Annotated in this window: 14 protein-coding genes; 7 read left to right on the plus strand and 7 right to left on the minus strand. The window is 69.5% G+C overall.

Features of this window, described 5'->3' with window-relative positions; genetic code table 11:
• Positions 1–44: 44 nt before the first annotated feature.
• Complete coding sequence (locus AB5J62_RS27235) at positions 45–1,247, minus strand: hypothetical protein (RefSeq protein WP_370942767.1); 1,203 nt, start codon at positions 1,245–1,247, stop codon at positions 45–47.
• A 61-nt stretch (positions 1,248–1,308) separates the two neighbouring features.
• Here AB5J62_RS27235 and AB5J62_RS27240 point away from each other — a divergent pair, with 61 nt between their 5' ends.
• Both AB5J62_RS27240 and AB5J62_RS27245 read left to right on the plus strand, forming a co-directional pair.
• Entirely contained in the window at positions 1,309–2,109 is an 801-nt protein-coding gene (locus AB5J62_RS27240; protein ID WP_370942768.1) for a class I SAM-dependent methyltransferase, read from the plus strand.
• Positions 2,106–3,293, plus strand: a complete 1,188-nt coding sequence (locus tag AB5J62_RS27245) for a hypothetical protein (RefSeq protein WP_370942769.1) — start codon at positions 2,106–2,108, stop codon at positions 3,291–3,293. Before AB5J62_RS27240 ends, AB5J62_RS27245 begins: the two co-directional genes overlap by 4 nt.
• Here AB5J62_RS27245 and AB5J62_RS27250 read toward each other — a convergent pair.
• The gene (locus tag AB5J62_RS27250; RefSeq protein ID WP_370942770.1) at positions 3,290–3,496 is read right to left on the minus strand and encodes a hypothetical protein; all 207 of its coding nucleotides are present in this window, start codon (positions 3,494–3,496) and stop codon (positions 3,290–3,292) included. The two genes, AB5J62_RS27245 and AB5J62_RS27250, sit on opposite strands and share 4 nt — an antisense overlap.
• Complete coding sequence (locus AB5J62_RS27255) at positions 3,493–4,035, minus strand: hypothetical protein (protein ID WP_370942771.1); 543 nt, start codon at positions 4,033–4,035, stop codon at positions 3,493–3,495. The genes AB5J62_RS27250 and AB5J62_RS27255 overlap by 4 nt, the downstream gene beginning before the upstream one ends.
• Before the next feature lie 138 nt (positions 4,036–4,173).
• Here AB5J62_RS27255 and AB5J62_RS27260 point away from each other — a divergent pair, with 138 nt between their 5' ends.
• From AB5J62_RS27260 to AB5J62_RS27275, 4 genes are all read left to right on the plus strand, one after another.
• On the plus strand, positions 4,174–5,358 hold the full coding sequence (locus AB5J62_RS27260; protein WP_370942772.1) for a sensor histidine kinase: 1,185 nt from the start codon (positions 4,174–4,176) through the stop codon (positions 5,356–5,358).
• Positions 5,355–5,993: a response regulator gene (locus tag AB5J62_RS27265; RefSeq protein WP_370942773.1), complete on the plus strand. Its 639-nt coding sequence runs from the start codon at positions 5,355–5,357 to the stop codon at positions 5,991–5,993. Before AB5J62_RS27260 ends, AB5J62_RS27265 begins: the two co-directional genes overlap by 4 nt.
• 237 nt (positions 5,994–6,230) lie before the next feature.
• Positions 6,231–7,664: an amino acid permease gene (locus AB5J62_RS27270; RefSeq protein ID WP_370942774.1), complete on the plus strand. Its 1,434-nt coding sequence runs from the start codon at positions 6,231–6,233 to the stop codon at positions 7,662–7,664.
• A gap of 52 nt (positions 7,665–7,716) precedes the next feature.
• Positions 7,717–8,109 (plus strand): hypothetical protein, encoded by a 393-nt coding sequence (locus AB5J62_RS27275; protein WP_370942775.1) that lies wholly within the window; start codon positions 7,717–7,719, stop codon positions 8,107–8,109.
• Here the strand turns inward: AB5J62_RS27275 and AB5J62_RS27280 are convergent.
• Positions 8,106–8,561 carry a hypothetical protein gene (locus tag AB5J62_RS27280; protein WP_370942776.1) on the minus strand — a complete coding sequence of 152 codons (456 nt, stop codon included), beginning with the start codon at positions 8,559–8,561 and terminating at the stop codon, positions 8,106–8,108. The genes AB5J62_RS27275 and AB5J62_RS27280 overlap by 4 nt on opposite strands.
• Before the next feature lie 14 nt (positions 8,562–8,575).
• The gene (locus AB5J62_RS27285; RefSeq protein WP_370950355.1) at positions 8,576–9,370 is read right to left on the minus strand and encodes a DMT family transporter; all 795 of its coding nucleotides are present in this window, start codon (positions 9,368–9,370) and stop codon (positions 8,576–8,578) included.
• Between the two features lie 340 nt (positions 9,371–9,710).
• Between AB5J62_RS27285 and AB5J62_RS27290 the strand changes: the two genes are divergently transcribed.
• A complete protein-coding gene (locus AB5J62_RS27290) occupies positions 9,711–9,890 on the plus strand; it encodes a hypothetical protein (protein WP_091292222.1) in 180 nt (59 codons plus the stop codon).
• 391 nt (positions 9,891–10,281) lie between these two features.
• Here AB5J62_RS27290 and AB5J62_RS27295 read toward each other — a convergent pair whose 3' ends face one another.
• Both AB5J62_RS27295 and AB5J62_RS27300 read right to left on the minus strand, forming a co-directional pair.
• Positions 10,282–11,451: an ROK family protein gene (locus AB5J62_RS27295; RefSeq protein WP_370942777.1), complete on the minus strand. Its 1,170-nt coding sequence runs from the start codon at positions 11,449–11,451 to the stop codon at positions 10,282–10,284.
• Positions 11,452–11,474: 23 nt separating this feature from the next.
• On the minus strand, positions 11,475–12,896 hold the full coding sequence (locus AB5J62_RS27300) for a sugar ABC transporter permease (RefSeq protein WP_370942778.1): 1,422 nt from the start codon (positions 12,894–12,896) through the stop codon (positions 11,475–11,477).
• Positions 12,897–12,905: the final 9 nt, after the last annotated feature.

Here is a 12,905-nt window from a genome sequence, read left to right on the forward strand (position 1 = left end):
TTGAAATTCCGGTTTTCTGCAAGTCGCAGCTGAGAGGCGGCTTGTTACGGCCTGCCGGTCAACGTGGTCCACGGCACGTGCACGGTGACCCGTTCGCGGAGTTGTTCGTTGATCAGCCACAGCTCGCCGGTCGACGGCCAGTACGACAGGTTCTGGCTGTTCACCGGCGCCTGGCCGGTCAGCCTGGACGTCGACACGCCGCCCACTCCCCCGTGCAGGCAGGACGGGTGATCGTGGGTCGGGTCGGCCGCGTACTCGGGGCAGACGCCGGTGAACACGAAGTACCCGTTGCGCGCGACGGCGCCCTGCACGCCCCAGACCGGTGAGAGGAACCCTTCCGAAGCGTGCGCCAGTCCGTCGGGGCCGGTCTTCAGGCGGGCCGCGGCGCGGTCGAACGGCCAGCGCAGCACGCGGCCGCCTTCCTTGGCCGCGTGTTCGGCGGTGACGAAGGAGCTCGACGACGCGTCGAAGGACAGCGTCGAGATGCACGGGCGGTCGCCGACGGCCGTGGCGCAGCCGCCGCCGGGGTACCAGAACGCGCCGATCTGCGGGAGCGCGTAGTCGTAGAACGCGGCGTGGTACTTGCCGTCGGAGCCGAGGCCGACGGTGCCCAGGCTGTCGTCGACCTTCCAGAAGTGGCTGGTGTCGAACACCCGGATCACGCCGCCGGCGGTGGCCACGTAGAGCCGGTTGTCCACCCAGGTCATGCCGTGCCCGTGCCCGGTGACGACGGCGAAGTCCGTGTTCGACGTCGGCTCGACCAGCAGGACGTGGCGGTAGGTCAACGCCGTCGCGTCCGCGAAGGACAGCCGGACCATGGTGTCGCCGGGGGTGTGCCACGACGCGGCGACGACGCGCTTGCCGTCCACCTTTCCGGTCGGCGACGCGTCGCCGGAACCGGTGAGGCCCTGCGGGATCCAGTCGTTGGTCTTGTCGTCGTTGGCGTCTTCCCAGCAGAAACCGGCGGGCTTCAGCGCGGACGCCATATACGTGCCATGGCACAGCGGCCTGGCCTTGCGGTTGGCCGTCTGCAGGATCTCGGACAGGCCGCGCGGCTTCAGCTGGGCGTTGCGCTCCAGCTGCGCGAGGCGGGCGCCGTAGTTCTCGAAGGTCTGCCCGGCGGTCATCTTGAAACCGTCCACGGTGGCCGCGTCCATCCGGGGGAAGCTCGCCGCGGCCGACGCGGTTCCGGTGGTGAACAGGCCGGCGACGAGTGCGCACGCCAGGCCGAGTACCCGAAGTCTCATGCGCGCAGTCTCGGTTCCACGCGCACAAGAACCGTACATTTCTCCGGTATATTCGGCCGTTGTGATCACCGAGACCTACCGCTACCCGGACACCGGCGACCGCGTCACGGCCTCGTTCATCGCGCGGCACGAGCCGTACGACGGCTACTGGAGCGCCAGCGAGGATGCCGCGCTCACCCGGCTCGACGGGCACCTCGAAGCGCTGGGCGACCGCGAAAACGTCCGCGCGCTCGACGCAGGCTGCGGCGAGGGCAGGCTGCTGCCGTGGCTCGCGCGGTTCGCCGCCACGGTCACGGCCGCGGACCCAGATCCCGACCGGCTCGGCGTCGCGAAGACCGCGCAGCTGCCGGAAGGCACCGACGTCACGTTCGAGGTCTCGCCGATCGGCCGCGTCCGGGGCGGTCCGTTCGACTTGATCATGTGCAGTCACGTCATCCAGCACGTGCCGACGGCCGGGCTGCAGCCGCTGCTCGACGGCCTGCGCGCGGTCGCCGCGCCGGGCGCGTCGCTCGTGCTGTCGTTCAGCCGCGCGCCGTTCGGGCGCGGCGGCTACAGCATCGACCGGATCTCGCCGGACGGCGTGCGCTCGGAACACGTCGGCCAGGCCCGGTTCGACGAGGCACTGGCCAGCGGCGAGGCGCTGCCGGTGCGGCTCGTCGACCCCGAGCAGCTCACCGCGATGGCTGCGGAGGCGGGCTGGGCGCCGGTGTGGGACTGGACGTATCACGTGCTCGACGATCTCGGCGTGGTCGACGCGCACACCGACCGCGACGAGCTGGTCAACGCCTCGCCGGCGCTGCGGCGGCAGCTCGGGCGGGACATGGTAACGCTCTGGCGGGCGGCGGCGACTAGCAGCGAGTGAGCACGCTGCTGCTTTCCTTCGCCTGGGCGGTGCCGCTCTCGCGGGAACAGTCCATTTCGGTCTTCGACCGTGGCATCGAGTCCGGCCTGCTGTCCACAATGGACGGAAAATTCGGCGAAGAATGGTCCAGTGCCGAGGATTTCCTCGCGCACTACACCGAGAAGCCGCGGCGCTGCGTGCTGTCTGGCGACCCGCTCGCCATCGAGACCGGCGAGTCGGCGCTGCCGTGCCGGGTGATCGTCACCTGGCACCCGGCGTACCACTCGATGACGTTCATCGTCACCGCCTCGATCACCGGCGGCCCCGACCTGGCGATCGCGGTGCTGCAGAGCCTGCAGGGCCGCACCTCCGAGAAGGCGCTGCGCGGGCGTTACCGCGACAAGATCCATTCCTCGGCGAAGGAGTCGGTGTTCGCCGCGTTCGCCGAACTCACCGACGGCAGCGAGACCGAGGAACTGCACCGCAAGGGGTGGTGCGTCGAGGTGCGCGGCTACGACGGGCACCCACCGGGACGGACCGTCGACGCCGATCCCCGGCCGTTCTACGGCCTCGCCACCAGCGACGAGGGCTGGCGGTTCGTGCCGCCGGAAGTCGCCCGCGAGGCACTCGGCCAGCAGTGGGGCACGCGGACGTTCGTCGCCGCGTACGCGATGGCCAACAGCATCGTCTGCCTGAACAGCAAGGGCAGCGAGTACACCGAACACCAGCGTGAGCTCGCGCTGACCATGTTCGGCGAGACCGAGCCGTACTTCGAGATCGACAGCCCGATCGGCGGGCTCGACCACGGCATGCTTTTCATTCTCGAGCGCGTCCTGATCCGGATGGCGCTCGCCGACCAGTGGCTGCACCGCGCGCAGCAGGAGCTCGCCAGGCCGGAGGACGGCAAGAAGGCCGCGAACCGCAAGCGCCGCCTGCTGCGCGGCTCGCTCGACGACCTGCTCGAGATGCTGAACTCCGTGCTGCCGCCCGAAATCGACTCGCTCGAACGCAGGCTGGTCACCACGATGGGCGTCGAGCGGATCATCCAGCAGCTCGACCGGCAGGCCGAGGCGATGGACGACGAGACCAGGTACTCCTACGAAAGCGTGGTCAGCGCCCGCGTCACGAGGCTGACCGTGGTGACCGTCATCCTGACGGTCGTCACGATCATCCTCGGCGTGCTGCAGGTGCTCGTGGCCCTCTAGGCCTTGTTCTTGCGTTTGCGGGCCATGTCCGTGAGAACGAGCGTCACCCCGACGAGCACCATCGCGACGCTCGCCGCGATGTGGAACGACGGCGGCAGCACGTGGAGCTGCACGAACCAGCTGTACGACTTGCTCTCGCCGACCCGGTTGATGAACCCGCCGACGCCCTGCACGACCAGCACGATCCCGATCAGTTCGATCATGACTCGACCTTCTCTTCCCTCGGTGAAAGCAGTTGCCACAACGGGCCGAACACGAACCACAGGCCGCTGACGACGCCCATGCGCGGAAGCCAGCCCTGCAAGGGCTTGGTCTGTTCCGGCGAGCCGACGACGAAGATCAGCAGCAACAGCACCCCGGCCGCGATCCCGCAGGCCAGCAGGCACTTGCCCCATTCACGCCACTCGTGACTTTCCTTCTCGGCCTGGGTGCGCTGGGGTTTGACCGGCTTCGGGCCGCCCGCGAAGCGATACGCGAACCGGACGTCGGCCCAGCGGATCATGGCCGGGCCGAAGACCACGCTGAACCCGAGATAGACGGCCGCGAGACCGTGCAGCATCCCGCCCTTGCCGCCGTGCGCCAGGTCGAGCATGGTCGCGACGAGCACGACGACGTCGATCACCGACGTCATGGCCAGCAGCACCAGGCTGGTGCGCCGCAAGCGCAGCAGATACCGGGCGAGCAGCCCCGCCGCGATGAACACCCAGAACCCGATCTCCCCCGCCGCGATCACCGCGGCCATCGGGTTCCCCCTCAGAAACTCCCATAAGTTGCCCACGACCAGAACTCTGCTGCCCGGCGGGGGTCCGGCGCGTCGGCGAAGCGCAGGAGACGGGGGTCATCAGTTCGTAGGACGCCGATCTTGGGCCGGTGTGCTGGGATGGAGGACGTGCGCGTGCGTTTCCCCCGACTGTCCGGGCTGCCGGTGTGGCAGCAGGACGTGATCATCGCGGCCGGGACCTGGCTCATGGGCCTGCTGTTCTACCTGACCGACCTGCACGTGATCGCGGGCGGGCACGACCCGGTGCCGCTGTGGATCCGGCTGATCGAACTGACCGCCGTCGTCGGGCTGGAGGTCATCCGCCGCAAGGTCCCGCTCGCGCTGATCCTGGGCACGGCCGTGCTGGCCGTGGACATCAAGCTCGGGCTGTCGCTGCCGATCATGGTCATCTACACCGACTTCCTGTACGCGGCGACGCTGTACGGCTCGAAGCGGGTGAGCCGCGCGATGATCAGCGTGGCCGCGGTGAGCACGGTCGGCGTCATCGCCGCCGCGCTGCTGTTCGCTTCGGACTGGCGGGCGGGTGTCATCGCCGCGGTCGCCGCGCTGCCGTTCCTGATCACCCCGGTGTGGTGGGCGACGAACGTACGCCAGCACCGCGACATCGCCGAGTCCGAACGGGCGAACGCCAAGCAGCTGGCCAGGATCGCCGAGCTCGACATGGCCGCCGCCGTCGCGGAGGAACGCGCCAGGATGGCCCGTGACCTGCACGACGTCATCGCCGGGCACCTGTCGGCGATCGCCATCCAGTCGGAGGCCGCACTGTCCATGAAGGACCCGGCGCTGGCGCAGACCGTGCTGCGGGCGGTCAGGGAGAACAGCGTGGACGCGCTGGAGGAGATGCGGACCATGGTCGTGCTCCTGAAGTCGGCCGACGGCAGCGTCGACGAGACGACCGCGCCGGCCAGGCTCGCCCAGCTGTCCAAACTGGTCGATTCGGCGCGGGCGAGCGGCATCAGCGTCGACGTCCGGTCCGAAGTGGACTCCTCGCGGCTGCCGGCCGCCGTCGACCTGACCGCGTACCGGATCGCGCAGGAAGCGCTGACCAACGCGGTGAAACACGCGCCAGGCACGCGTGCGGTCGTCGAGATCCGGCACGCCGCTGGAAGACTGACCCTCGAAATCGGCAACGAACTGGCCACACGCCCCCCACAGCGGGGCGGGACGGGAACGGGATTGGTGAACATGCGCGAACGCGCGGCGGCCGTCGGCGGCTCGCTGACGGCGGGCCCCTCGGCGGGCGGCTGGCTGGTCCGCGCCGAACTCCCGGTGCCGGGCGCATGACGATCAAGGTCCTCGTCGCCGACGACCACGGCGCCATCAGGGCGGGCCTGGTGCTGATCCTGTCCAACGCCGACGGCATCGAGGTGGTCGGCGAGGCCGCCGACGGCGCCGCCGCCATCCGCCAGGCCCGCGCGCTGAAACCCGACGTGGTCCTGATGGACGTCCGCATGCCCGGCGTCGACGGCATCGCCGCCACCCGCGAGCTCACCACCGAAGGCCTCTGCCAGGTCCTGGTGCTGACCACCTTCGACCTCGACGAGTACGTCCACGGAGCGCTCCGCGCCGACGCGGCGGGCTTCCTGCTCAAGTCCGTCGAAGCGGCCCGCCTGGTCGAAGCCGTCCGCCTGGTCGCGGCAGGCGAAGGCGTCCTCGCGCCCCAGGTGACCCGCAAACTGATCTCGGCCTTCGCCAGCGCGGCACCGGCCCCGGTGGCCGCACCCGGCCTCGACGACCTCACCGACCGCGAGCGCGAAGTCCTGAGCTGCCTGGGCGAAGGCCTCTCCAACGCGGAGATCGGCTCGCGCCTCTACATCGGCGAGACCACCGTGAAAACCCACGTCTCCCGGGTCCTGACCAAGCTGAACCTGCGCTCTCGCGTCCAGGCGGCCATCCTCGCCCAGGAGGCCGGGATCTAGCGAAAAAAATCCCAATGCGTCCTTCGGTACCTGGCACCTCCCGAATGCGTCTTTCGGCACCTGCCACGTCCCCAATGCGTCTTTCGGCACCTGCCACGTCCCCAATGCGTCTTTCGGCACCTGCCACGTCCCCAATGCGTCTTTCGGCACCTCCCAGGACCCGAACGACGCATTGGGACTTTTGCGGCGGGCGGGACCCAGACTGCGGGGTACCCGGCGATCTTCTAACGTCTTCGCATGGGCGAGAGGCGCGTTCTCGATGTGGACAAGGTCCTGGAACGTCAGGACTCCGGTGAGCTCAAGCGGCGGCTGCGCGGCAGGGACCTGATCGGGTTCGGGGTCGGCATCATCATCGGGACGGGGATCTTCACGCTCGCCGGTGTCGAGGCGAAGACCCACGCGGGCCCGGCCGTGACGCTGTCGTTCGTGATCGGCGCGGTCGTCGCCGGGCTCGCCGCGCTGTGTTACGCGGAGCTGGCGTCGAGTGTGCCGACGGCGGGCAGCGCGTACACGTACGCCTTCGCGACGCTGGGCGAGGTGTTCGCCTGGATCATCGGGTGGGACCTGCTGCTGGAGTTCGCGCTCGGCGCGGCCGTGGTGTCGCGCGGCTGGTCGGGGTACCTCGCGAACCTGCTCGGACTGTCGCCGAGCCTGTTCGGGGAGGAGGCGCCGGTGAACATCGGCGCCGTGCTGATCATCGCGGTGCTGACCGTTGTCGCCGTGGTGGGCATCAAGGAGTCGGCGTTCGTCACCAACATCCTCGTGCTGGTGAAGGTGGCCGTCTGCGTGCTGATCCTCGCGGTCGGCGCGTTCTACGTGAAGAGCGCGAACCTGACGCCGTTCATCCCGCCGTCGCAGCCGTCGGGCGGTGACACGGCGACGTTGCACCAGCCGATCATCCAAGCCGCGCTGGGACTCGAACAGTCCGTGTACGGCATCGGCGGCGTGCTCACCGCGGCCGCCGTGGTGTTCTTCGCCTACACCGGGTTCGAGGCGCTGGCGAACCTCGGCGAGGAGACGGTCAACCCGAAGAAGGACCTCAAGGTCGGCATTCTCGGCGCGTTGTTCGTGTGCGCCGTGCTCTACCTCGGTGTCTCGATCGTGCTGACCGGCATGGTCGAGTACACGACGATCGACGTGAGCGCGCCGCTCGCGTCGGCGTTCGACGCGGTCGGCGAGCACTGGGTGAGCGCGCTCATCTCACTCGGCGCGGTCACCGGGCTGACCTCGGTGATGATGGTCGAGCTGGTCACCATCGGCCGGATCGGCTTCGCGATGGGCCGGGACGGCCTGCTGCCGAAGGCGCTCGGCACCACGCACCCCAAGTGGGGCACGCCGCACCGGATGACCATCGGCGGCGCGGTGCTGATCGCGATTCTCGCCGCGCTGGTGCCGATCTCGGAGCTGTCGGACATGGTGAGCATCGGCGCGCTGTCGGCGATGATCATCGTCGCGATCGCGGTGCCGGTGCTGCGCCGCAAGCGCCCCGACCTCACCCGCTCGTTCACCGTGCCGTTCTCGCCGGTGCTGCCGGCCGTCGCCGCGCTGGCGTGCTTCTACCTGATGCTCAACCTGGACGTGATGACCTGGATCCGGTTCGCCGTCTGGCTCGCGATCGGCCTCGTCATCTACTTCGCTTACGGGCGCAAGCACTCCAAGTTCGCTGAGTAGTTCACCCTGTCGAATGGATGCGCCCGGCCCGCGCATCCGTCACCCTGGGGAGATGACGACGCTCACCGCTCTGCCACGGATCAGTTCCGAGCTGCTGCACGACGCGGTGGCCGGCCGTCCCACGGCCGTGCTGCTGGAAACGCCGGAGGAGTACGTCTTCCTCATGCACTGGCGGCCGGTCCAGGAGGCCATCGCCGAGTACGCGGCGCGCCGGAACACGATCGACTTCACCCTGCTCGACCTGGTCGACGACAGCACCGACGCCATCCCGGCGCAGCGTGTCCTCAGCCCGATGGGCCGCCACGGCCTGCACTTCGACCGGCCCACGCGCTGCCGCGGCGGCATGCCGGGCGTGCCGGACATCGCGCTGCGCCCGCACTCGGTGCCCTGGCTGCTCAGCGACGACGGGATGACCGCGATCGCGTTCCCGCGCCAGCAGTCCTAGACGCGCCAGGCCTCGGCACGCAGCCCGGCCGCGAGCACGATCGCGCGCGCGGCCGCGGCGTCTTCGACGACCAGCCACAGCCCACGGCCGCGCACCGCGGCGGCGACCCAGTCGACCGGCTGCGCCTGCTCGCCGAGTTCGGTCAGTTCGGGGTCCACAAGGGACACCAGCACGCCTTCGGTTCCCTTGAGGGTGCCCGAAATCCCGACGAACCGGCCGTCACGCCACCGCGACGTCCACAGTGGAGGAACGCCGGTGTCGAGGTAGTCGGTCAGCGCGCGCACGGGTGTGTCGCTCGCGCCGAGCTCGGCCGTGTCGAGGTCGGCGACGATCGTGACGGCGACCGCGTGCAGCCGCTCGAGCAGCCCGGCGAGCGTTTCGGGTTCCCACTCCCCCGTGACGGGCAGCGCCGCGCCAGGCCAGGCTGGCATGCGGAAACGGCGGAAGTCCACGCGCACAGTATTGGTCACGGCGGTTCTGTCGACACAGCGTCGTCACGGGTCCGCGCCGCGACGCCGGCGACCACGGCCAGCGTCCCGAGCGCCTCCGGCAGGCTCGGCACCTGCCGCAGCATGACGAACCCGATCACCGTGGCCGTCAGCGGCAACATGGCCAGCAGCAGCGCGAATGCCGCCTGGCCGACCCGGCGCAGCACGACCTGGTCGAGCCCGTACGGCACGACGGTCCCCAGCACGCCGACGCCGATCCCGAGCAGCAGCAGCTTCGGCGAGCCCCAGACGGCCTTGGTGCCCAGCGCGAGTGGCGAAAGCAGCACCGTCGCGACCACGAAGCCGACCGCGAGGCTGTCGAGGCCGTTGCCGCCGAGCGCGACACGCTTGCCGAGAACGATGTAAGCCGCCCACGCGACGGCCGCGCCCAGCGCGAACGCGACGCCGGCCGCGCTGCCGTCGAGCTGCACGTCGGCGATGGCCACCACGCCCGCCACGACCAGCGCCAACGCGATGAAGTCGCGGAACGTGCGCGAGCCGAGCGCGGCGACCAGCACCGGCCCGGCGAACTCCAGCGCGACGGCCGTGCCCAGCGGCAGCCGGGCGACCGCCTCGTAGAACACCACGTTCATCCCGGCCGTGACCAGGCCGAACAGCGCGGCGAGCAGCAGCTGCCGCCCGCGCCACGCCTGCCTGCCTGGCCGCCGCCAGGCGAGCAGCACGATCGCGGCGCCGAGACAGCGCAGCCAGGCCACCCCCGCGGGGGATGCCACGGGGAAAAGCCCGACCGCGAGCGCCGCGCCGACGTACATCGAAATTCCGCTGAGAACGAACAAGACCGGGGCGGGCAGGCCCTCAAGTCGCTTCTTCGGCGTCAACACTCCCACCCCCGCATAGTGCCCTACCAGGGAAAACGCCCTCGATCCGCACCCTCTGTCACGAGACGGCAGTTTGATCTACGACATACGGGGTAATTCCACGTGACCTGACTCCCACGGGCGTGGGAACACTTGCGACTCCCCAAACGTCTGGAAGAGTGGAGGCACGAACACCAAGGAGCCCGGAGCGACCCCCGCCGAGGGAATCAGTGCCGAAGTGGTCGTGGCTGGATCGATGGCATCGGGCAACCGGTGCCGGGACGGAGGGACTCTCATGACTTCACCGACGCTCACCCGCCCCGAACTGACCGCTGTCGACCGTTGCGACCGTTGCGGAGCAGCTGCTCAGGTACGAGCCGTTCTCAGCAGCGGTGGCGAGTTGCTCTTCTGCGGACACCACGCCCGCGCCCACGAAGCCAAGCTCAAGGAACTGTCAGCTCAAATCCAGCGTTAAGGAGCCCCTCGGGGCCCCTGGCGGCGAGTGCTCGTGGTGAGCACTCGCCGCTTTTTTATTGAGGGGGTCGTGAGTGTTTAGGCCGGTTAGAACCGGCCGTACCACTCACGACCCTTGTGTCCGCGGACACCTGGTGTCCTGAGTGGACAGTTGATGGGAGCCGAGGGAGCGCCATGGGTGACGCATAGGTCGGCTAGCTGGAGTGAGGGCCTCCCTCACCCGGCTGGAGGTGGTCAGGGCCTCCCTCACCCGACATTTCGGGTGAGGGAGGCCCTCACTCGGCGGGTTCGGGTGAGGGAGGCCCTCACTCAAACCAGCGACTACGAGATAGGCCTCCAAGAGGTCGTGAGTGTTTAGGCCGGTTAGAACCGGCCGTACCACTCACGACTGCTCAGACCGTGTCCAGGACCTGCTCGAACGCGACCTCGGCGGCGCCCAGTAGCTTCACGTCGGCGCCGAGCACCGAGCTGACCAGCCGCGTTCCGCCGACGGCCCGGCTCACCAGGCTCCGGCGCCGGATCTCACCGCCGACCCGCTCCAGCACGGAAGCGGGCAAAACGGTCAGCAGATCGCCCAGCACCAGCAACTGCGGGCCGAGCAGGTTGACCACGTTCACCAGGCCCAGCGTGAGCCATTCGGCGAACTCCGAGAGCCGGTCCCATGCCTTCTGCGGGTCCCCCGCGAGTTCACGCAGCTCGACCAGGATCGCGCCGCGCGGGGTGTCTTCGGCGAGCCCCAGCGCCCGACACAGCGCCGCTTCGCCGACCTCGGTCTCCCAGCAGCCGATGTTGCCGCAGTAGCACGGCCTGCCGTCGGGCCGGATGACCATGTGCCCGATCTCGCCGACGTACCCGGCCGCGCCGCGCAGCGACGAGCCGTCGGAGATCACCCCGCCGCCGACGCCGACGTCCGCGGAGACGTACACCGCGTCCGAGGCGCCGCGAGCGACGCCCCGGATGTGTTCGGCGACGGCGCCGAGTTCCGCGTCGTTGCCGACCAGGATCGGGATCCGCATCACGCTGTTCAGCCGCTCGCCGAGCGCCACGTCGGTCCAGCGCAGGTTGGGCGCCTCGTGGACGTGCCCGTCGGCGCGGCGGACCACGCCGGGCACGGAGACGCCGACGGCGGTCGGCTCGACGCCGAGATCGCCCGCCAGCATCGCCGCCGACTCGATGATGTGCGTGATGACCTCGTCGGCCTCGCGCATGCGACCGCGCAGATTCCAGCTGTTGCGCCCGAGAATCTGCCCGCCGAGGCCGACCAGCGCGATGGCCACGTGCTCCACCTGCAGGTCGACCGCCAGCACGACGGCCGCCTGCGGCTGCGGGAGCACCAGCAGCGAGGGGCGGCCCGCCCCTCGCCCCGGCCTCGGCACCTTCTCCTCGACGACCCCGGCTTCCGCGAGGCCGTCGACGAGCGTCTTGATCGTGCTGCGGTTGAGCCCCAGCTCGGCTGCCAGCGTCGCCCGCGTGCACGGGCCGGTGACGTGCAGCAACCGGAGCAGGGTCGTGCGGTTGTGCCTGCGCACCTCGTCCGGACGGGCTACAGGTGTGCTGGTCACAGGTTTAATTCTTTCACGGACCGTCAGCGCGGGGAGGCCGCGGCACGCCGCCGCGACAGTGCGTCGACCGTCGCCGCCAGCGCCAGCACCAGGCCGGTGATGATGTTGACGACCGCCGCGGGCTGCTTGAGCAGGCCCAGCCCGTTGGTGACGACGGCGAGCACCGCGCCACCGATGACCGCGTCGACCATCCGGCCCTTGCCGCCGAACAGCGAGGTGCCACCGATGACCGCCGCGCCGACCGCGAACAGCAGCGTGTTGAGGCCACCGGCCTGCGGGTCGACCGAGCCGACCTTCGACGAGTAGACGATCGCGCCGAGCGCGGCCACCGTCGAACAGATCACGAACACGCTCGCCCGGATCTTGCTGACGTTGATACCGGCGCGGCGGGCCGCTTCCTGGTTGCCGCCGACCGCGTAGATGTGACGGCCGTACTGCGTGCGGTTGAGCACGTAGGTGCCGATGACCAGCAGCGCCAGCACGATCGGGACCACGTACGGCACACCCGAGATGACGATGTTCGGGTTCGGCGCGCGGTTGATCGTCAGCAGGTAGGTGGCGACGGCCGCGACCAGCGCGACGGCGCCGACCTTGAACAGCACCAGCGGCGTCGGCTGGGTGACCAGGCCGCGCTTGAGCCGGGAGAAGTGCTGGCCCAGCTGGACGGCGGCGAAACCGCCCGCGCCGACCACGAACAGCGCCCAGCTGCCGACCGTGGAGAGGTTGCCGTTGGCGACCTTGTCGAGCACCTCGGAGTTGCTGACGTTCAGCGTGCCGCCCTCACCGATGAACTTGAGGATGACGCCCTGCCAGATGATGAACAGCGCCAGCGTCACGACGAACGACGGCATGCCGATCTTCGACACCAGGAACCCGGTGATACAGCCGATCGCGGCGCCGACGGTGACCGCCAGCAGCATCTCGATCCACGGGTTGGCGGCCGCGCCGGACAGGATGATGACGATGGCGACCGCGGAGAGCACCGCGCCGGCCCAGATCCGCAGCAGCACGGCGAGCAGCACCGCGATCGCCAGCACGACGATGAAGGTGATGAACACCCCGGAGCCCATCGAGCCGAGCAGGTTGCCGTTGCGCACGAAGTGCAGCGCCATCACCGCGGCCGTGACACCGGACGCGGTGCCCGCGGACAGGTCGATCTCGCCCAGCAGCAGCACGAACACGATGCCCATCGCGATGATGGTCTGGCCGGCGCCCTGCGCGAGCAGGTTCGCGATGTTCGACAGCGAAAGGAAGAACTCGGAAAGCCCGGCGAAGATCGCCACGAGCACGAGCAGGCCGAGCAACGCGGGCAGCGCGCCGAGCTGGCCTGCCTTGAGGCGGGCGAAGTAGTCGGCGATGGCCTCGCGGGTGGACATCGAGGTCGTGTCGATGCCGAAGTCCGTGATGGCGGCGGAAGCCACCGGCTTGGCAGGTGTCTCAGTCATTTTCTCCAC

Source organism: Amycolatopsis sp. cg5 (genome assembly GCF_041346955.1).
Lineage (GTDB): Bacteria > Actinomycetota > Actinomycetes > Mycobacteriales > Pseudonocardiaceae > Amycolatopsis.